Genomic DNA, 24398 nt, shown 5'->3' on the forward strand with positions numbered 1-24398 from the left:
TTTTTCGATCAAACATCACTTGTTGCCCATTGATGGGTAGTGTTGGCTGAAGACAAGTCCGACCGTGCCGTTTACGGAGGCCCAGATCATGCGCTCCATCTTTTGGGCAACGCTGAGATACGGTGTGGACTTGCGCGCTGAGAAGATTTCGCAGGTTTTGTCGATGCAAAATGCCTTCAATGCGTCAGCGTGGGGGCCGTAAATGATAGGGGAAAGAAAGTGCCGCTGGTTGCTTGGGGTGTAAAACCAGCCGTCAGCTTTTTGGGTGGCGATCTGAAAGCCTTTGCTCTCAAGCTTGGTTAGGAGCGCGTTCGTGTCTTTGCCGGTGTATTTGGTCTCTGCATTGTTCACAGCAGAGTGGTTGTACCAAAACACGAACGCCGCAATGGGCAAAACTAGGATCGAACCAACGATGTAGCCAGCGACCCGCATCATTTTGGGTGCCTCAGTCTCGGATTGGCGAGGATCGACACCACGTCCGCCACGATGTTCAGGATGATGTAGACGGCGGCGAAGATCACGCCGCAGGCCAGCACCACGGGCACGTCGCGTTTCACGACCGCGTCCACGAGGTATTGCCCCATGCCGGGATAGGCGAACACCACCTCGACCACGACGACGCCCACGACGAGGTAGGCGAGGTTGATCATCACCACGTTCACGATGGGGGCGATGGCGTTGGGAAAGGCGTGTTTGCGGATCACGGTGAAGGTCGTGAGGCCCTTGAGTTCAGCCGTTTCGATATAGGCCGATTGCATCACGTTCAGGATGGCCGCGCGCGTCATGCGCATCATGTGGGCCAGCACCACCAGCGTCAGCACGGCCACGGGCAGCGAGATCGCGTGCAGCTGATCGAGCAGCGGCATACCCGGAGAAACGGAGGCGAAAGAGGGTGCCCAGAACAGTTTCACCGCGAAGAAGAACACGAGGATATAGGCGATCATGAATTCGGGCAGCGAGATCGAGGCGAGCGTGATGCCCGAGATCAGCTTGTCCGGCCAGCGGTTCTGATAGCGCACGGCGATCAGCCCGAGCAGGATGGCCAGCGGCACCGAGATGATGGCGGCCCAGAAGGCAAGGAACAGTGTGGCGCTCATCCGGCGGGCGATCTGTTCACCGATGGGCAGCTTGTTGGTCAGGGCATTGCCCATGTCGCCGGTCATGATGCCGCCCAGCCACTCGAAGTAGCGGGTCAGGGCAGGCCGGTCGAGGCCCATTTCCGCGCGCAGGTTGGCGAGGCTTTCGGGCGTGGCGGATTGGCCGAGAATGGCTTGGGCTGCATCGCCGGGCAGGACTTCGGTCAGGCCAAAGATGAGGGCGGAGGCAGCAAGGAGAAGGAGGGCTCCCAGCGCGAGGCGCTGGGAAACCAGTATTGCAATAGGGTGCATCTGACCGTCTTACGCTTTCCAGGTCTTCTTGAACGCGTACCAGTTCATTTGCGGGCCGTTGGGATCGCTTTCCCAGCCCTGCACCTTGGTCGACACCGCATCGACGAAATCGTTGAACATGGGCACCATCAGGCCGCCCTCTTCGTTCAGCATGCGGCCCATCTTGGAGTAGATCTCCTTGCGCTTGGCTTCGTCCAGTTCGGCGCGCGCCGCCAGCAGCATCTCGTCGAATTCCGGGCGCTTCCAGCGCGTGTCGTTCCAGTCTGCGGTGGACAGATAGGCCGTGGTGTACATCTGGTCCTGCACAGGGCGACCGCCCCAGTAGGAGCAGCAGAACGGCTGCACGTTCCAGACTTCGGACCAGTAGCCATCATTGGGCTCACGCTTGATTTCCAGCGGGATACCTGCGGCCTGGGCCGATTGCTGGAACAGGGCGGCGGCATCGACCGCGCCGGGGAAGGCACCGTCAGCCGTGCGCAGGATGATGGGCGAGCCATCATGGCCGGACTTCTTGTAGTGCTCGGCCGCTTTTTCCAGATCAAAGGTGCGCTGCGGGATCGTGTCGTCAAACAGCGGGTAGGCTGCGTTGATCGGCATGTCGTTCCCGATGGAGCCGTAGCCTTGCAGGATCTTTTCGACCATTTCCTCGCGGTTGAGGGCGTGTTTCAGGGCCAGGCGCAGCTCGTTCTCGTCAAAGGGCGCTGTGTCGATATGCATGATGAACACGTAGTGGCCGCGACCGGCGGTCGAGAGCACGTCGACGGTGGGCGCGCGGTCCAGCAGCTTGGCGATCTTGGGCTCGACCCGGTTGATCGTGTCGACCTGACCCGATTGCAGGGCCGCGGTGCGGGCTGTGGCGTCGTTCAGCACGATGACTTCGACCGTGTCGTAGTGGGCCGTGACCGTCTGGTCGCCGCCCCAGTAATCGTCACGGCGCTTGCCGACCATGCGCACGCCGGGCTCGTCGCTTTCCAGCGTGTAGGCACCCGTGCCGATCGCCGCTGCGGGGTCGTCGAAGCCGCCGTTTGGCTGGATCATCAGGTGGTAGTCGGCCATCAGATAGGGCAGGTCGGCGTTGCCGACGGCCAGCGTCACTTCGAACACGTCACCATCGGTGCGCATGCTTTCGATGCCCTGCACGATGCCGAGCGCGCCGGACTTGGACTCTTCATTCGAGTGGCGCGCCATGGTCTGCATGATGTCTTCGGTGGTGACTGGCTGGCCGTTCGAGAACGTGATGCCCTGGCGCAGCTTGAAGCGCCATGTCTTGGCATCTGCCGAGCCTTCCCAGCTTTCTGCGACCAGACCGGTGAGAGAGCCATCGGCTTCGACCTCGACCAGGCCTTCGCCCCAGAGCTGGCCACCCGCGATTGGCACATCGGAGGCCCATGTGGCGGGGTCCTGGCTGTTGGTGGATTCACCGCCCTGCACACCCATCTTGAAGGTGCCGCCCGCGACGGGTGCCGCCTTGGCTGTGCCTGCCAGCATCGAGGTGGCCACCGCTGCGGTCACGCCCAGTGCGGCGGCTTTGGTCATGAATTCACGACGTGTGAGTGTCCCGGCCGCAACGCGTGCGGACAGGTGTTCAAGTTCTTTCGACATCAGTAACTCCCGTTGGTTTCCCTGCGTCTTCGCGCAGATTTTGGCTACTTGCGCGAGGGTAAGCATTTGCTGTGAGGCCGCAAGGGTTAATGGCAGATTATGACAGGAGGGTGTGATTGGGCAGGTTCAAAGCCCGTTTCTGGCGATTCTATCGGTGATTTTGCGTGCGTGCACGGCTGTGTCGTTTTCGAAGGCTTCGATCTGTGCGCGCAGATGAAAATGCGTGGCGTCCGACCACATTTCGCAGCGTGTTTCGGTGCGCAGGCGGATATCGCCGCGCGCGATCTCGTCCGTCCAGTGGCATTCGGCGCGTGCGGACAGGGGGTCATCGGGGTGAATGGACCAGCGTTCGCGCGCGATGGAGCCGTTGATCAGGCCATGGTCCAGATCGCGCACCTTGCCAAAGTCATCCTCGATCACAAGCGAGACGATCCCGGTGGTCATGTCGGTTTCCTGGCGGCGGATGTGGGCCTCGGGGCGCAATGCCTCGGTCTGCCATGGATCGGCGGCGTCGGGCGGCGGGAAGGTCCAGCCGTCGCTGTGGCTGAGCACCTCCGCCTGCAAGGCGCCGGAATACAGCGTCAGTTCCACAGGTTCGGGCGTGGGCCAGATCAGCGGCCAATAGGCGGTCGAGATCGACACGCGCAGGCGGTGCCCGGCGGGCACGCTATAGGCGATGTGATCGAGCGCCAGCGTCACGCTTTCGCGCTGACCGGGGACAAGGGGGCGGCCCAGGCAGGTGGCAAGGTTGAGCACGCCATAGGTGATCCGCGTTGCCGCGCCATCGGGGTGGACGTGGTTCAGGCGCACCGCAATTTGCGCAACCGGCCTGTCCGCGCTGAGGTCGAGGGTGATCGTGGGTGCGCCGACAATGGCCGTCTCTTGCGCCAGCGGGGCGCTGTCGAAGGTCGCGCTGAGCGCATCATCACGGCGCTGGTCGCCCGGCAGTTCGGGGCCAAGCCATATGGCGCAATATTCGCCCGCATCCGCACCGGTCGTCTGGGGCGAGGCCACGGTGCGGTGCAGCGTGCCTAGGCTGTCCTGAAGCCCTGTATCGGTCAGATACCAGTGCTGCGGTTGCGTTTCAGGGTCGGCGAGCCAGCGCCCGGGCCGCTCGGAGTACCACGCGGCGGGGCGCACACCGTCCATCAGGTAAGGGCGGTAATCCGGGTCGTCCTCGACCCCGGTGTCGACGCCCTTGAGCCAGCGGTCCCACCAGCGCAGTGCCTCTTGCAGGAAGCCGATGCGGGGTTCGGGCACGGCGAAATGCGGGTACTTGTGCACCCATGGCCCGATGATGCCCTTTGATCCGGGGATGTTTGCAACGATCTGGGGCACCGCTTTCTTGTAGGCATCCCCCCAGCCGCCCACGGCCAGCACCTTGGCCGTGATCGTGTCATAGCTTTCGCAGACCGAGCCGTGTTGCCAGTACGCATCGCGCGTCTGGTGGCGCAGCCATGTGCTGGGCAGGAAGGGTTCGTTCTCGAGCCGGTCGAGCCACATCTCGCGCCAGTCGGGCCGCAGGGCGGGGTCGGGCGCGCGGGAGGAATAGCTCCACATCGTGGCGCCCCAGCCGAGGTTTTCGTTCAGCAGGCAGCCGCCCTTGTAGTGGATGTCATCCGCAAAGCGGTCCACGGTCGAGCAGAGCGTGATGATCGCCTTGAGCGGTTCCGGCGCCATCGCGGCCACTTGCAACGCATTAAAGCCCCCCCAACTGATCCCCATCATGCCAACATTGCCGTTGCACCAGGGCTGCGCGGCGGCCCATGTGATGACCTCGACCGCGTCGTCGAGTTCCTGCTGGGTGTATTCATCCTCCATCAGCCCATGGCTGTCGCCATTGCCGCGCATGTCGACACGCAGGCAGGCATAGCCGCGCTGGGCAAAGTAGGGATGGGTCAGCGCGTCGCGCGCGCAGGTGCCGTCGCGTTTGCGATAGGGCAGGTGTTCGAGGATCAGGGGAACGGGATCGTCGCCTGCATCCACGGGCCGCCACAGCCGCGCAGACAGCCGGGTGCCATCGGACAGGGTGATGCCAAGGTCTGGCTGCTCTTCGATCTCGCGCAAGGTGTTTTCCATGCACGCACGCTCGGTCTGCGCCGTTGCGCTGTCAAGCGGCTGCGTCAGGCTTTGTGCGCGATCAGGATGTCCATGACATTCGTGCCCGTCGGTCCGGTCTTGACCAATGCGCCTCGGGCTTCGAGCCAGGGATAGGCATCCGCGCGCAACAGGGCGTCTGCGCCGCTGTCGTCCCAGGTGCTGCCGTCGATCAGCGCACCGGCGGCGTCGGTCGGCCCGTCCGTGCCATCCGTGCCCGCAACCAGAATGCGCAGGCCGTCGGTGCCCGCAATCTCGCGCGCGAGCCCCAGGGCCAGGGCCATGTTGCGTCCGCCGCGCCCCGGAGTGTTTGGCAGGTGAACGACGGGTTCTCCGCCGAGGATGTGCAGGCCCGGTGCCGCCCTTTTGAGCATGTCGGCAATGCGCGGGGCCAGAACTTCCACATCATCATAGAGCGTTTCGCTGTTGGTCTGGACGGGGACGGGGCTGGCCGCTGCGATGGCGGCGCGGGCGATGGCGTTGCTGGCAATGATCTTTGCCGCGAAGTCAAAGTCGCGCTGGGCCGGCGCATCACCGATACCCGATCCGATTGTGGCCAGCCCGTCACCTTCCACATCCGACAGGGCGTAGGTGGTGACCCGCGCGCCCTTGAACCCGGCCAGGAGCTTGCCCCCCTTGATCCGCGACAGGGCCGTGCGATGCGCATTCATGTCGCCAATCGGCGCACCCGAGGCGAGCAGGGCGTTTGTTTCGCGCTTGAGATCGTCCAGCGTCATGTCATCGCCCAAAAGTTCAGCAAGCGATGATGCCCCACCCGACACAAGCATCAAGAGATGCGTGCCCGGATCACAGTCTGCGACGGCCTGGTGCAAGGCGCGCCCGGCCTCAAGGGATGCGGTATCGGGCACGGGATGCGCCGCCTCGATCACTTGGGCATGGGAAGGTGCGTCCGATCCGTGCCCGTATTTTGTCACCACAAGGCAGGGCACATCCGGCCATGCGGCAGCGGCTGGTGCGGCCATGGCGGCGGCGGCCTTGCCTACGGCGATGATACGGTCGGGTCTGGATATCGGCATTTTGGCGAGGGCAGACGCCACCGCACTGTCGCCCCGCACCGCATCAACCCCAGATTGCCAAAGGGTCAGTAAATCCGGCCCATGCCCCATCGCTTCACTCCTTTGCACCTGCCGAAACTGAGTCCGAATCAACACAATATCTACCCTTGAATGCAGGAAATTGTGATGTCTCACCAAAAAGACTCTAGCCCTTGATTCGGCTTTGGCGTATTAATGCCAGCACAAAGAGTTGTCAGCACGGCAAAAAAACAGTCGGCGACGGGTAAAACAAAGGGACCGCAATTAATGCGGCCTGAGGCGAGAGTGGTGGTATTATGAAGGCGATTGATTTCGTCGTCCGCGATGGTGCGGGCGCATTGCAGCGTGGGGTCATTTCACAGGATGGAAACACCTCGGTCGCGCTGACAAACGGGCAAGAAATTTCATTAAATCTGCGTCAGGCCGACATGGCCGGACAGCAACGCAGCGGCGATGATCTGATCATCACGCTGGTCGATGGGCGCACTGTGACCCTCGAGAATTACTTCAACGATGTGGGCGAGGCCAACCGGCTGTTCATCTCGGCAGATGGCTATCTGAACGAGGTTGCCTTTGTCGAAACAACCGATGGCGAATTGTTCGCGCAGTTCGGGCCGACCGAACAGTGGGGCAAGTGGAGCCCGTCGGATGACCTGATCTATCTCGGGCGTACCGAAGTTGCCAATGTGGGCGTTGTCGATGACGAAGAGGTGTCGATGCTCGGCGCCGCCCTGCTGGGCGGCAGTGGCCTGGTTGGCGGCGGTGCGGCGGCCCTGTTGGGTGGCGCGGCCCTGATCGGAACCGGTGGCGGCGGCGGTGGCGGTGGCGGCACCCCCGGCGAGCCTGGCTATACCCCCGCAACGCCGACGGTCGACAATGTCGGCACCTCGACGGATGTTGGCGGTGACGACACAAGCACGCACACTTTCACCGTGTCCGGCACGGGCGAGCCCGGCGATACGGTCGAAGTGAACGCAGGCGGCGTGATCCTGACGACCACGATTGACGAAAACGGCATCTGGTCGGTCGAGTTTGCGGGCGCAAACTTTCCCCGGACGGCACCGTCGTGCCCGAGGTTATCTTTACCCATCAGGGTGGCGGCACGACCACGATCGACGGCCCCACCTTTGTCATTGATACGGTTGGCCCCGATGTCGACTTTACCACCGGTGTGGACAGTGTCGGGCACGTTGTGAACGGCACCGAATTGTCGGGCGGCGTGACGCTGACCGGCACGGGCGAGCCTGGTGCGATGCTTGAGATCACCATTGACGGTGTCACACGCGCGACGACAGTCGATGCTTCTGGCGCGTGGTCCGCGACCTGGCAGGCCGGCACGCTGACCGAGGGCGAGTATTCGACCGGCGTGACCATCGTGGCCACGGATTCCTTTGGCAACACCACCACTGTCACCGACACGGTTGTCATCGACACCGTGGCCGAGGTGACAATCGACGCCAATATCGAAGGCGACGGCATCATCAACGCGGCCGAAGCGGCAAGCGGCGTGACCCTCACAGGCATGGCGCAACCCGGATCGAGCGTCGAGGTCACCTTCAACGGCATCACCCGCGCGGCGACCGTCGCTGCCGATGGCAGCTGGAGCGTGGATTACGCCGCCTCCGAAGTGCCGACGGGCGAGATGGAAGAGACCATCACAGCCGTTGCTACCGACGCCGCAGGCAACACCGCAACCGCGACCGGCACCGTGACAATCGACACGGTGGCCGAGGTCACCATCGAAACCAGCACTGTCGAAGGTGACGGCACGATCAACGCGGTCGAGGCCGCTGACGGCGTCACACTGACGGGCACCGCGCAGGCGGGTTCGACCGTGGACGTCACGTTCAACGGCGTCACGCGCGCCGCGACCGTGGATGCCAGTGGCAACTGGACTGTCGACTACACCGCCGCCGAAATCCCCAGCGGCGAGACCGATGTGACGGTCACCGCCGTGGCAACGGATGCAACCGGCAACAGCTCGACCGCGACGGGCACCATCCGCGTGGACACCGTGACGAACGTGTCGATCGACGATGGCAGCATCGAGGGTGACGGCACCATCAACGCCGCCGAAGCGGCTGACGGCGTGACTCTGACAGGCTCCGCACAGGCGGGATCGACCGTGGACGTCACATTCAACGGCATCACCCGCGCGGCAACCGTGGATGCCAATGGCAACTGGTCCGTGGCCTATGCTGCGTCCGAAGTGCCCACGGGCGAGACCCAGGCCGCCATCACCGCCGTTTCGACGGATGCTGCTGGCAACACGGCCACCGCCACAGGCAGCGTGGCCATCGACACCATCACCGATGTGTCCGTGGAAACCAGCACGGTTGAGGGTGACGGCACGATCAACTTTGCCGAAGCGGCAGATGGCGTGACCCTGACAGGCACGGCCCAAGCCGGATCGAGCGTCGAGGTCACGTTCAATGGCGTGACACGCAGCGCGACTGTCGATGCGGCAGGCAACTGGTCCGCAGGTTTCCTCGCCTCGGAAATCCCGAGCGGCGAAACCCAGGCCTCGGTCACGGCCGTGGCAACGGATGCTGCGGGCAACACGGCCACAGCCACAGGCACGGTCGATGTGGACACGCTGGTCAACGCGCTCAGCTATACCTCCACCGCGGGCGGTGCCGACGGCATCATCAACGCAGCCGAAGCGCAGAACGGGCTGGTCGTGACCGGCATCACCGAGCCGGGATCGACCCTTATCGTGACGCTTGGCGGTGCAACCTCGACAGCCGTGGTGGCTGCGGACGGGACGTGGACGGCGACATTCTCGAGCGGCGACATCCCGCAAGGCACCTACACCACGCAGATGACGGCCACCGCGACAGACGCGGCGGGCAACACGCGCGACGTCAGCCAGACTGTCAACGTGGACACGCAGGCGGGCATCCTGACCATCAATGGCCCCGTCGAAACCGATGACATCATCAACGAGGTCGAGGCCAGCGACGGTGTTGTCCTGTCGGGCAACGCCGATCCCGGCGCCCTTGTGAGCGTCACGATGGAGGGGGTCACCCACCAGGTCGTGGCCAACTCGGCCGGTGTCTGGCAGGCGTTCTACAGCGCGGCGGAAATCACGCCGGGCACTTATGATGCCCAGATCACGGCGACAACCACGGATGCCGCAGGCAACGTGGCCACCGTGACCGACACGGTGCATGTGGACACGCGCGTCGACAACCTGTCGGTGGCCGCGGATGCCATCGAAGGGGACAACATCATCTCGGAGGCCGAGCGGGCAGACGGCGTGGTGGTGACGGGCACAACCGAAGTGGGTTCGACCGTCATGGTCACCATGGGCGGCGTGAGTGTGCAGGCCATCGTGGATGCAAACGGCAACTGGCAGGCACCCTTCGCCGCCAGCCAGATCCCCCAGGGCGAATACACCACCGATGTCAGCGTCACGGCGACCGACCGGGCGGGCAACGTGGCAACTGTTACGGACACCGTGCGGGTGGATACGCTGGTCAACCAGCTGGACATCCAGGACACCGTGACGGCAGACGATATCATCAGCGGCCCCGAGGCGCGCGAAGGTATCTCGCTGGGTGGTCAGGTGGAACCCGGCTCGACCGTCATGGTCGATTTCAACGGCACTGTCCTTGCGGCCGTGGTGGATGCGGGCGGCAACTGGTCGCTGGACATTCCCCCCTCGGCCATCCCGGGCGGGACATATGATGCGGCCATCACCGTGATGGCAACGGATGCGGTGGGCAACACCGACACCCTGAGCGACACGCTGCGCATCGACACCGACGCCCCCGATGGCCCGGTCATTGCCAGCTATACGCGCGATGGCGACGGTATCCGCGGCATCTCGACCGAGCAGAGCGATGGCGATCTGACCGTCTCGCAAGTCAACAGCGACGGGACCGTCACCGAGGTGCTGGCCACCCAGGTCGATATCGACGTGCTGGGCGAGACGAACTTCCAGTTCCAGACCGATGTGCCGGATGGGTCGCACCTGGTGGTGAATTCGACCGATGCGGCGGGCAACACCAGCGGCACCTACGTGGTGCTGGATGATGAAAGCGCCAACTCGACTGTGAACCTCGCCAACCCGACGCTGGGCGACTACCAGATCGAGGCGGTGGACCTGCAATTCGCGGAAGAGGCCAATCTGACCATCACCGAGGCGCAGTTGCTCAACCTGTCTGACAGCACCAACTCGCTGACGATCCACGGTGGCAGCGACGACCGCGTGACCATCGGCGGGGCGACCCGGACCGGATCGACCACGATTGATGGCCAGACCTACGACGTCTACTCGCTGGGCTCCGAAGGCACTGTCATTCTGGACGATGACATCACCGTCAACACGGCGATTGGCTGATAGAAAACTGAACTTTCACTGGGCAAGACCAACAACAAAAACAAGATCGAGCACTCCAGCAAGACAAGAGGCGCGGACCGACACGTCGCAACCGCGCCCACCTCCACAACGATAAAAACCCGAAATGGGACGGACTATGGGGCAAGGTGGTATCAAGGTTGCGGCGCTGTTTGCCGCTGTCGCGCTGAGCGCGGGATGTATGAGCGACATGGGCGATGTGCCTTTCGTGTCGCGCATGAATACAAGTGACAATAGCACGGTGACGGCGCCGCAAAGCAGCGCGGCACTGCGCCAGACACCGACACAGAATGACGAGACCCTCAACGCCGACAGTGTGGTGATCCAGGGGCTGTTGGCGCGCAAATCCGTACTGCCTGCGGGCAGTGCCTATGCGCGGGTCACAACGGCTGTATTGGCCGCCAATTCGCGCGCTGCCGAAACCGAGTTGCGCGCCGCGCGCCTGCGCGCCCAGGCTGCATCGAAAAACTGGCTGCCGACGATTGGCCCCCGTATCTCTTTGAATTCGCTGGGGGATATCATCACGCAGATCGTCGTGGATCAGGTGATCTTTGACAATGGCCGCAAGAAGGGCGAGCGCGCCTTTGCCAAGGCGGATGTCGAAGTGGCCGCTGTTGCGCTGGCCGAAGACACCAATGACCGCGTGGCCACGGGCCTCGATCTGTACCTGTCGGGGGCCGAAGGGCGCGAGTCTGCCGCCCTGCACCGCGCGACCCTGCGCGAGATGGAGCATTTCGAGTACATCATGTCTGAACGCGTGCGGGGCGGTGTCTCGGACATGTCCGACCTGAACGTGATCCGCCAGAAACTGTCGGAAATCCGCGCCGCGATCACGGCAAGCGAGGAAGCATCGGCCACAGCCGTTGCCGAGTTGAACGCGATGTCGATCCAGCCTTTGAACGACGTGCGGGGATTGGAAACGCTGGCCATCAGCGCCTCTGCCGCGCAACCGCTGGCCGTGACCCGCGCCGAGGCGGAAAAGCAGCGCAGCATCGCGCAGGCCCAGATCGACCGCGCCAACCAGTTGCCCGGCATCAGCGCACAGGCGACCGTGGGCGAGAACAGCGGCGCAGGCATCACTGCGGGCGGCACGGGCATCGGGCTTGGCACCGGCGCGCGCCTGCGTTCGATCGAGGCCGCCAAGGAGGCCGCAGGCCGTGTGGTGTCGCAAGCCAACGAGGATTCAAACCGGACCTTGCGCAAGCTGGAAGGGCAGGTCGCCGCGACGGCCCGTCAGGCGGGCGAGGCGCGTGGGCTGACCGCGCAGGCCAAGGCCAACCTGGATCTGTTCCAGGAACAATACGAAGCGGGGCGCCGTCAGGTGATGGATGTCGTGGGTGTGTACGAGACGTTTGCTGCCCGGCAAGCCTCTGAAATCACGTTGAAATACGAGGCCTTGCGCTTGCAGGTCGAACTGGCCCGCGTGCAGGGCGTGTTGGCGGATGGAGAAGAGATTTGACCGAACGGCGGCCCTTTACCCTGACCATCACCAACGGCAATCGTGCGCAGATCAAGGCCGCGCCGACCAAGGAGACGCCCAAGGCCGACAACGCGAACCTGTTTGACGACCGCTTGCGCGCGCGGGCGGACCTGTCGGTCGCCTATGCGGGCATTCTGGGGGTGAATACCGCGCGCTCTGACGTGTTTGACGCGCTGCGCCTGTCGACGTCCAAGGGTGCAAGCGATGCGGTCGAGGCTGCGGCCATCGCCAAGGGGCTGGAGGCTGCGGGCCTGATCGCCCAGGTGCGCACCATCGAGGCGCTGACGAGCGATCAGTGGCCCGCGCTGGCCTACATGACCAGCGGACAGGTTGTGCTGGTGCTGGGACAGGCGCGCGGCGATCTGATCGTTTATGACAAGACATGCCCCGACAACCGCGCCCATGTGCCGGTCTCGGAATTCGCGCCCTTCTTTGCTGGCCTTGTCGTGCGTGCCGAGGCGCCGCTGGCCCGCGTGGCTGAGACCCACAAGACCGAAAGCAAACCGGCCCATTGGTTCTGGGGTGAGTTCCAGCGGTTTCGCACGTCTCTGGCCGAGATTGCGCTGGGGTCGTTCGTGGCCAACCTGCTGGCGGTGGCCGTGGCGCTGTTTTCCTTGCAGGTCTATGACCGGGTAATCCCGCATCAATCCGAGGCGACGCTGTGGGTGCTGGCGGCGGGGGCCTGTCTGGCCCTGCTGCTGGAGGCGTTCATCAAGATCGCCCGCTCGCGTCTGATGGACGGGGCCGGGCGGCAGATCGAGTTGTCGGTGCTGACCCTGCTGATGCAGCGCGTGATCGGCATGCGCAGTGATTTGCGCGGCCAGTCGCCGTCGATGACCTTTAGTGCGATGCGCGAGTTCGGGTCGGTGCGCGAGTTCTTTACCGCCTCGACCATCGGCACGATTGCCGACATCCCGTTCATCTTTGTCTTTCTGCTGCTGGTGGCGTCCATCGCCGGGCCGGTGGTCTGGGTGCTGATCCTGGGCGGTATCCTGATGGTGGTGCCCGGATTCTTCATGCAAAAGAAGATGTTGCGCCTGACACAAGAGACGCAAGGCGCTTCGGCCAAATCCTCGCGCCTGCTGCACGAGGCGATTTTCGAGCGTGACACGGTCAAGACGCAGCGCGCCGAGGACCGCGTTATGCGTCTGTGGCAAGAGCTGACCACGCTGAGCGCCATGAAGTCGTCCGAGCAGCGCCGTCTCGCCTCGGTCCTGACGTTCTGGAGCCAGGGCATGCAGCAGATGACCTATGTGGCGGCGGTGATCGCGGGCACCTATCTGGTCTTTGCCGGGCAGTTCACTGTTGGCTCGATCATCGCGGTAGGTATTCTGACGTCGCGCACGCTGGCACCGCTGACGCAACTGGCGGGCACGATGGCGCGCTGGGGCAATGTGAAGGCGGCCCTTGATGGGCTGGATGCCATTGCAGATGCACCGCAAGACACGGACGAGGCCCGTACCTATCTGCGCCGCGACGCGCTGAAGGGGCATTTCGAGCTGCGCGAGGTGCAGTTCCAATACGAGGAAGACGGCGCGCCGACGCTGGATATTCCCGGTGTGCAGATCATGCCGGGCCAGCGTGTGGCCGTGCTGGGATCGAACGGCGCGGGCAAGTCCTCACTCCTGAAAATCCTGTCGGGCCTTTATGCGCCGACCAAGGGCCGTGTGCTGATTGACGGCACCGACATGAGCCAGATCGAGCCGCGTGATTTGCGCCGCCTGATCGGCTATCTGGGGCAGGATGTACGCCTGTTTTCGGGCACGTTGCGCGACAACCTGAACCTGACGCTGCTGGAGCGCGATGATGATCGCCTTTACCAAGCGCTGGATTTTGCGGGGCTTGGGCCGTTTGTGAAAGGGCACCACAAGGGCCTTGATCTCGACATCCTCGATGGCGGGCAGGGCCTGTCCATCGGGCAGCGCCAGTCGATTGGCTGGGCGCGGCTGTGGTTGCAGGACCCGGCGGTCTGCTTGCTGGACGAACCTACTGCGGCGCTGGATCAGACGTTGGAAAGCACATTGGTCAGCCGTCTTGAGACGTGGATGGAGGATCGCACCGCGATCATCGCCACCCACCGCGTGCCGATCCTGTCGCTGACCAACCGCACGCTGATCCTGCAGAATGGCCGCATGACCGTGGACGGCCCGCGCGATCAGGTGCTGGCCCATATCGGCAAGACCGGCGCGCCCGTGCCATTGAAAGGCAAGATCGCATGAGTGTGGCCCCCACGAACCTTGGTGCGCAGCTGGAAAGCGAGATGCGCGGCCCGTCCCTTGTCATCTGGCTGTGCGGCGGGGCGGTTCTGGTCTTTGTGCTTTGGGCGGCCTTTGCCTGGGTGGACGAGATCGTGCGCGGCTCGGGCGAGATGATTTCATCCTCGCGCCCCCAGATCATTCAGAACCTCGAAGGGGGCATTCTGGCGGAGCTGGCCGTGGCCGAGGGCGATGTGGTTGAGGCCGGTGATGTGCTGGCGCGGCTGCAATCGACGCAGTTCCAGAGCCAGGCGGATGATTTGCAGGATCAGATCACTGCATTGGCGGTGCGCCAGTTGCGTCTTGAGGCGGAACTGGCGGGCCAGTTTGATTTTGCAGTGCCCGGTGGGCTTGAGACCCGGATGCCGGGCCTTGTGGCCAGTGAACGCGCGCTGTTGATGGCGCGCCAGACAGATTTCCTGAGCCGCCGTGAGGGTGCGCAGCGGGTGCTGGATCAGGCCGCCAAGGAACGGGCGCTGCTGGAGGATCTGCTGGAGCGCAAGATCGTCGCGCTGATCGAGGTGACCCGCGCGCGCAAGGCCCATGCGGATGCGCGCATCAAGCTGGACGAGATCATGACGCAGACCGAGTTGGAACGGGCGCAGGCCTATTCCGACACGCTGAAAGAGCTGGGCACGCTGCGCCAGACCTACAAATCGGCGCAGGACCAGTTGAACCGGACCGTGCTGGTCAGCCCGATGCGGGGCATCGTCAACAATCTGAGCGTGACCACTATCGGTGGCGTCGTGCGCCCGGGCGAAGAGATTTTGCAGATCATTCCGCTGGATGAAGAGCTGTTCGTGGAGGCGCGCGTTGCCCCCAAGGACATTGCGGGGGTGCGCGCGGGGCAGGATGCGTCGATCAAGCTGAGCGCTTATGACTACACGATCTATGGCTCGCTCAAGGGGGAGGTCAAACTGATCTCGGCCGACACGTTCAAGGACGAGCGCAAGCCCGATGGCGACCCGCATTACAAGGTGACCCTGAGTGTGGATCGCACGGGCCTGACGGATCGTCAGCGCAGTATCTCGATCCGGCCGGGCATGCAGGCCGAGGTCGAATTGCACACCGGGTCCAAGACCGTGCTGCAATACCTGATGAAGCCCCTTTACAAGTCGCGGGAAGCGTTCCGCGAGCCTTAGGCGTCGGCGCGCGGCTCTGTTTGCTGACGCAAAGGTTGCTGACGCAAAGGCGCCCGCCCGCCGACCCCGGCAGTCAGGGCGCGTCGGTGTCCAGCCAGATCGTGACGGGGCCGTCATTGGTCAGGCTGACGGACATGTCTGCTCCGAATTGGCCCGTTTCGGTCGGTATACCCAAATCCCGCAGATCATCGCTGAATTGCAGGTAAAGCTGTTCGGCCATGTCCGGGCTGGCGGCGCCGGAAAAGCCGGGGCGATTGCCGCGTGATGTGTCTGCGGCCAGGGTGAACTGGCTGACCACCAGCGCGCTGCCTTCGGTTTGCAAGATCGACAGGTTCATCTTGCCAGCCGCGTCCTTGAACAGGCGCAGTTTGGAAATCTTGGTGGCGAGTGCGCGGGCGGTGCCTGCATCATCGCCGGGCATGGCGCAGACGAGGATCAAGAGGCCGGGGCCGCATTGGCCCACCGTCTCACCCTCCACCGTGACTGTGGCCGTGCTCACCCGTTGCAACAGCGCCCTCATGCGTCGCGCCACTCGATGATGTCACCCGGGTCGGCGCGTTCTGTGCGGAAACTGTTGGCGGGGTGGTTGGGGTCGGCGTGCCCGAAGGAGATGGCACAGAGGATCATGCGATCCTCGGCAATGTCGAAATGCTGGCGCACGAAGGGGGCCTGTGCGGCGACCGCCGCCTGCGGGATCGTGGCAACGCCAAGGGTCTGGGCGGCTAGGCAAAAGGCGGTGACAAAGCCGCCCGTGTCCATCGCCCCGTAGGGGCCAAGGACGGAGGGTGCGGTGACAATGGCGACATGGGGTGCGCCGAACAGCCGGTAGTTTTCCATCATTTGCGCGGCAGAGGCGGTGCGATCCCCTTTCTCGACGCCCACGGCATCATAAAGCTGAAAGCCACAGGCGCGCCGCCGTTCTCCGTAGATGCCGGGGTATCCTTCGGGCCAGGGCAGGTCGGGGGCGGGGGCCGTGGTGCTGGCCGCAGCATAAAGGGCGTCGCGGAACGTATCCGTTGCCGCGCCGGTGGTGACGATCAGCTGCCAGGGTTGCGCATTGCACCAGCTTGGTGTGTGGCGGGCGGCCTGCACGATCTGTGATATCGTGTCCTTGGGCAGCGGGTCAGGCAGGAAGGCGCGGCAGGAAAAGCGGGCCTGAAGCGTGGCCAGAAGACTGTCATAGGCCGTCATGACTGTGTCGCCACCACGAAGCCGACGGCGGCGGCGATGATCAGGCCGACGATGATTGCAATCGCGATCTTGGCCGTGGACCAGGGGCGTTCGCCCTGCACACGACCGGTGCGGCCGTTGACGACAAAGCGGTAGGTCTTGCCCCGGTACTTGTAGGCAGCGAGCCACACGGGCAGCAGGACATGTTTGAAGGTGATCGCCCCCAGCTTGGTGTCGACCGAGTGGATGCGCTGGCGATCCCCGCCGATGTCGAACTTGATATCGCGGGTGATGATGCGGTCCATGTGGGCGCGCGCCTCTTCAAAGCCCTCTTCGAGCGCGACGCTGTAGCCTTCGGCACGAAACCCGGCGAGGAATTCGGGCGCATATGGCTCGAGCGCGCTGAGATCCCAGGGTTCCAGCGCGTCGGTGAACCGTTTGGGCAGGGATTTGGACGCCAGCACGAGCACATCGTCAAAGAAGCGGGCGACCTTGCCCCGCGCGCGCTGCCAGCGGACCTTGGCCACCTGCACCTGTTCGCGTTTGCCATCACGCATCACGGTGCGGGTTTCGTAATAGACGGTGCCCCGCTCGCCCGTATAGGCGCTGCGGGTGTCCGCATCGAACGTCCAGTAGGGCACATAGATGCCCTGCATGCTGCGCCCTTTGCGGGCATAGTCCTGCAGACCGTTGGGCGCGAACCAGAGCCGCCCCAGCCAGTTAGTCATCTCGGCGCGCGCCTGCGGTTCGCTGAGCGCAAAGGGCAGGACGCCGCGCGGCTTGATATGGCGGTGGGCGCCTGTGTCCGTGACGACCGGCGTGGCGCAGAACGGGCATTCGGTGGCGTGCAGATCGGCGTCGAATTCGACCTCAGCCGCGCAATTGGGGCATTTGGAAACGCGCGTTTCCTCGATTTCGGCGGCGGGCAGCTCGGCATTGAGCGCGCTGCGGTAGTCCAGTTCAGAGATCGGGGCGAGTGTCGGCCTTTCGGCGCCCTCGATGGTGCTGGTATTGCCGCAGTGATCGCAGGACAGCGTGCCCGTGCCCGGTTCGAAACGAAAATCGGCACCGCAATTGTCGCAGGGAAAGCGGTGGTCGGCCACGGTGCGTGTGCCGCTGAGGTCTGGCAGGTCTGTCATAGCATTCCATGCATCGATTTGGGCGTGATCCGACGCAGGGCCCCGTCACCCAGAGCCGTGTGCCGCCACAAATGGAAGATGCCGTGCAAAGCTGATGCAGACAACAGGTAGAAATAAAGATCGCGCAAAGGTGGTCCGGTCCATGCCCCGCCAAACTGCACCCATAGGGTCAGACCCGCAGTGCAGCCCAGGGCCAGATACATCGCACGGCTGAGCCAGGGATGCGCGCGGCGCAGGGCGCTTTCCAGCTTGGGGCCGGGTCCGTTCATCAGCTCGCCCACGAGGGCGAGGGCGCACATGAAGAGCCCGCTTACCCCGAAGGCGATGGCAAGCGCGGGCAGGGGGCCGCCCGCCATCAGCAGCACCAGCAAGACAAAGCTGAGCCAGTGAAGGGTGATGGTGGCGGTGCGGCGCATGTGGCTTTCTCAGAGGTGGCGGTGCAGACGTTTGGGGGCCATGATCCGCAAAGCGTTGTCTTTGATGATGTAATGCCTCCACAGGTGGAAGGCCACATGCAAGACCAGCACGACCAGCAGCCCATCAAAGGCGATCTCGTGCAGCCCTTCGAAAAACGACTGCAACCCCTTGGTGCCGATCCCGGGAAAGAAGGGGATGACGCCAAACAGATGGATCGCGTAAGGCGCGGCAAAGCCTGCAAGCGCGCCCGACAGCACCACGCCAGGCAGGCCCCAGGTCAACGCCTTGTGCTTGAGGCCGTGGGCATGGCGCGCCCATATGGGCAGTTTCGGACCCGCGCGGCTGGCCAGCCCCTTGCGCATGTACATGGCGAACCATGCGCCCGACAGCAGGGCCAGTATCGTGCCCATGCCTGCGTGCGTGGCCAGGGCCGCGCCGCCAAGGCGGGCCACGTCTTCCGGCTCGACCAGCCAGAACCAGAGGATAAGTGCGAAGCTGAGCCAGTGCAGCCATTTCAGTGTCGTGCGGCGTGTCATATGCATCCCTTTGTTGATGTGGGGAAGCTATGAGGGGTTGGGTGGCCGTGCCATAATCCTTCGGCCTATGGCGATGTTCCGGCTTGAAAAAATGCGCTGCTGCGCCCGCACGCGCCGGACGCGCGAACAGGATCAGTCGGGCAACCCAAGCGCCTTTTTCTGATCCGCCGCCCAGGTCATGATCGTCAGATCAAAGGTCAGCGCCATCAGCGACACGCAAATCCCAAGCACGAAATTCTTGCCCAGATCGGTGCCCGCAAGGGTGCGCTGCAATTCCTGCCCCAGGTCCTGCGTGCCGATGAAGGCCGCAATGATGACCATGAAAAAGGCGAACATGATCGCCTGGTTGAACCCCACGGCCATCGTGGGCAGGGCGAGCGGCAGTTGCACCTTGACCAGTTTTTGCATCCGCGTGGCCCCGGCCATGTCCGCCGCCTCGGTCATCTCGGGGGGTACGGTGCGCAAACCTTCGATCGTGTAGCGGGTCAGCGGCACCATCGCAAAGATCAGGATCGACATGACCACGGATGTCGCGGTGATGCCGAACAGCATGATCGCCGGGATCAGGTAGATAAAGCTGGGAAAGGTCTGGGCCGTGTCGCAGGCCAGCAGCACGCGCTGCGACCACTTTTCCGACCGCGCCGCAGCGATGCCCAGCGGCACACCGATCAACAGCGCCAGGGTGACGGCAGAGATGACGGAGTAGAGCGTGATCACCGACCGGTCCCACCACCCCGACAGCGCCACGAGCCCAAAGAAGATGGCGGCATAGATTGCAGGCCGCTTGCCGCCCAGGGCCAGCGCAAACGCCACCACCAACAGGATGAAGGCAGGCGTCGGGATCGACAGCAGGAAATCGCGGAACGGGTTCAGGATCCAGACATTCAGCACATAGCGGATGGCTTGGGTGGTGTTCTGCACCGGTTCAAGCGCGAGGAAGCCCTTGATCAGGGTGTCGATCTCCTTGCCCTGGCTGAAATTCTGCTTGCGCCCGATTTCCGAGAAAACCTCGATAAACTGGGCGGCGATGCAGAAGAACACGAACACGCCGATGCCGGACAGTAGCATGACATGCCTGCGCCACCACGCCGTGCCACGCTCGAAATGTTCGGGTTGCTTGACCACCCAGGCCTTGGACATGCGGTCCAGCGTGACGGCCAGCAAGACGATGGTGACACCGATCTCGAACGAGCGGCCAAGTTTGAAACTGCCCATCATGGCCAGCAGTTTCGCCCCCAGCCCCGGCATCCCGATGAACGCGGTCAGAACCACCATGGCCAGACAGAGCATGATGACCTGATTGACCCCCACAAGGATTTCGGTCCGGGCCGAGGGCAGGTAGACATGGCGCAACAACTGCCACTTGGTGCAGCCGCTCATATTGCCCGCCTCGACCACTTCTGACGGTACTTTTTGCAAACCCAGCGTCGTCATCAGGATCATCGGCGGAATGGCGTAGATCGTGGTGGCCACGGCGCCGGCGGTCGGCCCCACCTTGAAGAAGATCACGGCCGGCAGAAGGTAGGTAAAGAACGGCAGCGTTTGCAGCACCGACAGGATCGGTTTGATCGCGCGGTTCACGGCCGCGTATTTCCACGCAAGGATACCCAGCCCCAGACCGATGAAGAACGCCAGCGGTGCAGCAACCATCAGCACCGACATGGTTTCCATCGCGATTTTCCACTGGCCGATCAGCGCGGTCCAGATGAAGGTGCCCGCGCCCAAGAGGGCCATGCGCCAGCCGCCAAGGTAATAGCCGATCACCGCCGCAACGCCCGCCACCGCCGTCCACGGGATCGGCCCCAGGAAGGGCCAGCGCCGTTTGCCGAACATCAGGTTGGCCGTGACATCGAGCAGCCATTCCAGCCCTTCGGTCAGCGTGCGGGTCAGGGTCAGCAGGCCCAGATCGTCCTTGACGAAGTTGAAGATGACGTCGAGCCATGCAGCAAATGGCGGGATCAACCCCTCGGGAATGCGGTGCAGCGCGTCGGGCAGCAACCCGCCATAGCGCAACGCCATCAAGACCAGCGCGAGCGCCAGAATGACCCACGCCCAGCGGCCCCGCGACCATTGCGCGATGCCGGGCGTGTCGGTTTTCAGGGGGCTGGCAACATCGGCCATCAACTGGCCTCCAGCAGGATTTCCAGCGCGGCGGCGCGGTCCATGCCGCCGATCACCTTGCCATCTGTCGCAACCGGGATGACGGCACGCGTGTCATGCACCAGCATGCGGGCGAGGTCCTGTACGGAGGCTTTGGCATCGACCGGATCACCTTCCCCGGCGGTGCCTGCACGGGCCAGCACACCGGCATGGACGACGCGGGCCTTGTCGATCTCTTCGGTGAACTTGCGCACATATTCGGTGGCCGGGTTCAGCACGATCTGATCGGGCGTGTCGCATTGTTCGACAGCGCCGTCTTTCATGATCGCGATCCGGTCGGCCAGGCGCAGGGCCTCGTCAAAGTCGTGGGTGATAAAGACGATGGTTTTGCCAAGCATCCCCTGAAGGCGCAGGAATTCGTCCTGCATCTCGCGGCGGATCAGCGGGTCGAGGGCTGAGAACGGCTCGTCCAGGAACCAGATATCGGGTTCGATGGCGAGGCTGCGGGCGATGCCCACGCGCTGCTGCTGACCACCGGAGAGTTCGCGCGGGAAATACTCTTCGCGCCCCTCAAGGCCGACCAGCTTGACCACCTCAAGCGCGCGTTCGCGCCGCGTGTGCTTGTCCTGTCCGCGCATCTCGAGGGGGAAGGCCACGTTTTCCAGAACGGTGCGATGCGGCAGCAGGCCAAAGGACTGGAACACCATGCCCATCTTGTTGCGGCGCAGCTCGATCAGCTCTTTTTCGGACAGGGACATGAGGTCCTGCCCCTCGACGGTGATCGACCCGCCGGTGATGTCGTGCAGGCGCGAAAAGCAGCGCACAAGCGTGGATTTGCCCGAGCCGGACAAGCCCATGATCACCAGCATCTCGCCACGGGTGACGTCGATGGACACGTCCTTGACCCCCGCGATGTACCCATCTGCCCGGATGTCATCGAAACTGTGCCCGGCAGGCATTGATTTGAGGTATTTCTGCGGATCAGAGCCAAAGATTTTCCAGGCGTTCTTGCAGGAAATCACGGTGTCGGCAGTCATGCTGTGCTCTCTCCTCACCGAATGAGCCTTCGGTGTTTAAAACGCCCGCCCGGAGTGTAACCCCGGGCGGGCGAAAGTCTTCAACAGATTTGGACGACCTTACGAGGTCCAGCCCTGCCAGATGTCCGGGTTCGCTTCCAGCCATTCGGCGGCGGCCTCTTCGGGCTCCATCTCTTCGACATCAACCAGCCGGGCCATTTCAGCGATCTGCGGGTTGGTGAACGAGATTTTGGTCAGCACGTCATAGGCACCGGGCCATTTGTCCTTCATGCCATCCCAGGCGGCTTTCTTGAGGTAGCCGTCGGCAGGGTTGCCGCAGTCATAAAGCGCGTCCTTGTTCGGGCCCACGGCCGGGTCCTTGTCGCAGCCATCTACCCATTCGGGGAACTCGACGAACTCACCGGGCCAGACGGCTTCGGCAAAGTTGGGTGTCCAGTTAAACAAGACAACCGGTGTCTTGTTGGCCTCGGCGGCTCCGATCTCGGCCCAGAGGGCGGCGGCGGAACCGGCGTTCACGACGACAAAATCCATGCCGAGCGCTTCGACACGTTCCTGACCATGCTTGAGCCAGTCCACCGGGCCGTCCAGATAGCGGCCCTTGTCCCCGGTTTCAGCCGTCGCGAACAGGGCGGCACAGTCGTTCAGCGCCTCCCAGCTGGGCAGGCCCGGGCAGGCGTCCTTGGTCCACATCGGGTACCACCAGTCCTCGCGCGTGACGGCATCGTGGTCGCCCGCATCATGCAGACCGCCCTTTTCCAGTGCTGCGCGGAAGGATGCGCCAAACGCGCCTTCCCACACTTCCAGTTCCAGCGTCACGTCACCCAGGCGGACCGATTCATAGACGGCCTGGCTGTCGGTGGTGACGAATTCGACATTGTTGCCCATCGACTCAAAGATCTGGCCGACCACGTGGCTCATCACGATCTGCGACGACCAGTTGTGGATGGGGATCACGATCGGATCGCTGCTGTCTTCGGCCAAAAGCGTCATTGGCGCAAAGGCCAACACGCCTGCCGTCAACGCAGTTGTAAACTTGTTCATTGGTAGTCTCCCTAGAGGTTCGCGGCTGTTTCGCCGCTTGATCATCACGCATGGCTTTTGTGCAAATTCCCAAAAATCGAATCTCGGATTTGCGCCATTTCCTGGTGGTCATCAGTCTTGCATTATTTTCCTGTCAATCAAGTTTTTTTCTTTAAGAGTTCGGTTCGGGGTGTCAAACATTCCGTGATTTCGGTGCCGGATGTCCGATTTGAAAGGTTGCGCGTCGGGTCTTGATGTAAATTTCCGAACGAAAACGGGCTAAGCACGAGCAGGAGGTCCGATTCCATGCGATATTCCGGGTTCAAGGTGATAAAAGAGGCGCTGACCGGCCACAAAGGCTGGGCGCCCGCATGGCGTGATCCTGATCCCAAGCCGCATTACGACATCGTCATCATCGGCGGTGGCGGGCATGGGCTGGCCACGGCGCACTACCTCGCCTCGGTCTATGACCAGCACCGCGTGGCGGTCATCGAAAAGGGGTGGATCGGCGGCGGCAATGTCGGGCGCAACACCACGATCATCCGCTCGAACTACCTGCTCGATGGCAACGAACCTTTCTATGAATTCTCGCTGAAACTCTGGGAGGGGCTGGAGCAGGACCTGAACTACAACGCCATGGTGTCCCAGCGCGGGATCATGAACCTGATCCACTCGGATGCGCAGCGCGACGCCTTTATCCGGCGCGGCAATGCGATGATCCTGAACGGGGCGGACGCGGAATACCTCGATCTTGCACAGATCAAAAAGGAATACCCGTTCCTCAATTTCGACGACGCGCGGTTCCCCATCAAGGGCGGGCTGGCACAGCGGCGCGGCGGCACCGTGCGCCATGATGCGGTGGCCTGGGGCTATGCCCGTGCCGCAGACAGCCGGGGCGTCGACATCATCCAGAACTGCGAAGTCACCGGGTTTCGCATTGAAAACGGCACATGCCTCGGGGTCGAAACGTCCCGTGGCTTCATCGGCGCGGGCCGGGTCGGTTGCGCGGTCGCGGGCAATTCCAGCCGCCTGATGGCCAAGGCGGACATGCGCCTTCCGATCGAAAGCCACGTACTTCAGGCCTTTGTGTCCGAAGGTCTGAAACCTGTCCTGCCCGGCGTCATCACCTTCGGCGCCGGCCATTTCTATGTCTCGCAATCGGACAAGGGCGGGCTGGTCTTTGGCGGCGACATCGACGGCTACAATTCCTACGCCCAACGCGGCAACCTGCCGGTGGTCGAGGACGTGTGCGAGGGCGGCATGGCCATCATGCCGATGATCGGACGCGCGCGGCTTTTGCGCATGTGGGGCGGCATCATGGACATGAGCATGGACGGCTCGCCCATCATCGACCGCACCCATATCGACGGGCTCTATTTCAACGGCGGCTGGTGCTACGGCGGGTTCAAAGCGACGCCTGCCTCCGGCTACGCCTTTGCCCACCTGCTGGCGCGGGATGAACCGCACGAAACGGCCACCGCCTATCGCTTCGACCGCTTCCGCACCGGCCACATGATCGACGAGAAGGGGATGGGCAACCAGCCCAATCTGCACTGATCCCATGCTTCATTGTTCCAAAAATATGCACGGCGCACCG

General features: G+C 63.3%; 19 protein-coding genes. 6 read left to right on the forward strand and 13 right to left on the reverse strand.

From position 1 onward, the window contains the following. Window positions 1–15: 15 nt before the first annotated feature. The 5 genes from ACMHLQ_RS19130 to ACMHLQ_RS19150 all read right to left on the reverse strand — a co-directional run bounded on the left by ACMHLQ_RS19130 (window position 16) and on the right by ACMHLQ_RS19150 (window position 6214). The gene (locus tag ACMHLQ_RS19130) at window positions 16–435 is read right to left on the reverse strand and encodes a hypothetical protein (RefSeq protein ID WP_415402275.1); all 420 of its coding nucleotides are present in this window, start codon (window positions 433–435) and stop codon (window positions 16–18) included. Next, window positions 432–1388: an ABC transporter permease gene (locus ACMHLQ_RS19135; RefSeq protein WP_415402276.1), complete on the reverse strand. Its 957-nt coding sequence runs from the start codon at window positions 1386–1388 to the stop codon at window positions 432–434. Before ACMHLQ_RS19135 ends, ACMHLQ_RS19130 begins: the two co-directional genes overlap by 4 nt. Window positions 1389–1397: 9 nt before the next feature. Then, a complete protein-coding gene (locus ACMHLQ_RS19140; protein WP_415402277.1) occupies window positions 1398–2990 on the reverse strand; it encodes an ABC transporter substrate-binding protein in 1593 nt (530 codons plus the stop codon). A gap of 126 nt (window positions 2991–3116) precedes the next feature. Next, window positions 3117–5069 (reverse strand): CocE/NonD family hydrolase, encoded by a 1953-nt coding sequence (locus tag ACMHLQ_RS19145; RefSeq protein ID WP_415402278.1) that lies wholly within the window; start codon window positions 5067–5069, stop codon window positions 3117–3119. Window positions 5070–5113: 44 nt separating this feature from the next. Then, on the reverse strand, window positions 5114–6214 hold the full coding sequence (locus tag ACMHLQ_RS19150) for a DUF4147 domain-containing protein (protein WP_415402279.1): 1101 nt from the start codon (window positions 6212–6214) through the stop codon (window positions 5114–5116). 224 nt (window positions 6215–6438) lie between these two features. On the opposite strand from ACMHLQ_RS19150, the gene ACMHLQ_RS19155 reads away from it, so the two are divergent. From ACMHLQ_RS19155 to ACMHLQ_RS19175, 5 genes are all read left to right on the forward strand, one after another. Next, a complete protein-coding gene (locus tag ACMHLQ_RS19155) occupies window positions 6439–7338 on the forward strand; it encodes a BapA prefix-like domain-containing protein (protein ID WP_415402280.1) in 900 nt (299 codons plus the stop codon). Further along, on the forward strand, window positions 7254–10487 hold the full coding sequence (locus ACMHLQ_RS19160; protein ID WP_415405320.1) for a beta strand repeat-containing protein: 3234 nt from the start codon (window positions 7254–7256) through the stop codon (window positions 10485–10487). The genes ACMHLQ_RS19155 and ACMHLQ_RS19160 overlap by 85 nt, the downstream gene beginning before the upstream one ends. A gap of 124 nt (window positions 10488–10611) precedes the next feature. Continuing rightward, on the forward strand, window positions 10612–11964 hold the full coding sequence (locus tag ACMHLQ_RS19165) for a TolC family protein (protein WP_415402281.1): 1353 nt from the start codon (window positions 10612–10614) through the stop codon (window positions 11962–11964). Beyond that, window positions 11961–14204, forward strand: a complete 2244-nt coding sequence (locus ACMHLQ_RS19170; RefSeq protein ID WP_415402282.1) for an ATP-binding cassette domain-containing protein — start codon at window positions 11961–11963, stop codon at window positions 14202–14204. The genes ACMHLQ_RS19165 and ACMHLQ_RS19170 overlap by 4 nt, the downstream gene beginning before the upstream one ends. Continuing rightward, window positions 14201–15382 (forward strand): HlyD family type I secretion periplasmic adaptor subunit, encoded by a 1182-nt coding sequence (locus ACMHLQ_RS19175; RefSeq protein ID WP_415402283.1) that lies wholly within the window; start codon window positions 14201–14203, stop codon window positions 15380–15382. The genes ACMHLQ_RS19170 and ACMHLQ_RS19175 overlap by 4 nt, the downstream gene beginning before the upstream one ends. Window positions 15383–15455: 73 nt before the next feature. On the opposite strand, the gene dtd is transcribed toward ACMHLQ_RS19175, so the two are convergent. From dtd to ACMHLQ_RS19215, 8 genes are all read right to left on the reverse strand, one after another. Further along, the gene (gene dtd / locus ACMHLQ_RS19180) at window positions 15456–15902 is read right to left on the reverse strand and encodes a D-aminoacyl-tRNA deacylase (RefSeq protein ID WP_415402284.1); all 447 of its coding nucleotides are present in this window, start codon (window positions 15900–15902) and stop codon (window positions 15456–15458) included. After that, on the reverse strand, window positions 15899–16573 hold the full coding sequence (locus tag ACMHLQ_RS19185) for a nitroreductase (protein WP_415402285.1): 675 nt from the start codon (window positions 16571–16573) through the stop codon (window positions 15899–15901). Before ACMHLQ_RS19185 ends, dtd begins: the two co-directional genes overlap by 4 nt. Beyond that, window positions 16570–17691, reverse strand: a complete 1122-nt coding sequence (locus ACMHLQ_RS19190; protein ID WP_415402286.1) for a primosomal protein N' (replication factor Y) - superfamily II helicase — start codon at window positions 17689–17691, stop codon at window positions 16570–16572. The genes ACMHLQ_RS19185 and ACMHLQ_RS19190 overlap by 4 nt, the downstream gene beginning before the upstream one ends. Then, a complete protein-coding gene (locus ACMHLQ_RS19195; protein ID WP_415402287.1) occupies window positions 17688–18107 on the reverse strand; it encodes a hypothetical protein in 420 nt (139 codons plus the stop codon). Before ACMHLQ_RS19195 ends, ACMHLQ_RS19190 begins: the two co-directional genes overlap by 4 nt. 9 nt (window positions 18108–18116) lie before the next feature. Then, window positions 18117–18644 (reverse strand): cytochrome b/b6 domain-containing protein, encoded by a 528-nt coding sequence (locus ACMHLQ_RS19200; protein WP_415402288.1) that lies wholly within the window; start codon window positions 18642–18644, stop codon window positions 18117–18119. Between the two features lie 132 nt (window positions 18645–18776). Then, entirely contained in the window at window positions 18777–20765 is a 1989-nt protein-coding gene (locus ACMHLQ_RS19205) for an ABC transporter permease (RefSeq protein ID WP_415402289.1), read from the reverse strand. Beyond that, window positions 20765–21781: a quaternary amine ABC transporter ATP-binding protein gene (locus ACMHLQ_RS19210; RefSeq protein WP_415402290.1), complete on the reverse strand. Its 1017-nt coding sequence runs from the start codon at window positions 21779–21781 to the stop codon at window positions 20765–20767. The genes ACMHLQ_RS19205 and ACMHLQ_RS19210 overlap by 1 nt, the downstream gene beginning before the upstream one ends. A 99-nt stretch (window positions 21782–21880) precedes the next feature. Beyond that, window positions 21881–22822, reverse strand: a complete 942-nt coding sequence (locus tag ACMHLQ_RS19215) for an ABC transporter substrate-binding protein (protein WP_415402291.1) — start codon at window positions 22820–22822, stop codon at window positions 21881–21883. Between the two features lie 285 nt (window positions 22823–23107). Here ACMHLQ_RS19215 and ACMHLQ_RS19220 point away from each other — a divergent pair, with 285 nt between their 5' ends. Continuing rightward, complete coding sequence (locus tag ACMHLQ_RS19220; RefSeq protein ID WP_415402292.1) at window positions 23108–24358, forward strand: sarcosine oxidase subunit beta family protein; 1251 nt, start codon at window positions 23108–23110, stop codon at window positions 24356–24358. The last annotated feature ends 40 nt before the right edge of the window (window positions 24359–24398 follow it).

Origin of the sequence: Tateyamaria algicola (genome assembly GCF_047715485.1) — a bacterium.
GTDB lineage: Bacteria > Pseudomonadota > Alphaproteobacteria > Rhodobacterales > Rhodobacteraceae > Tateyamaria.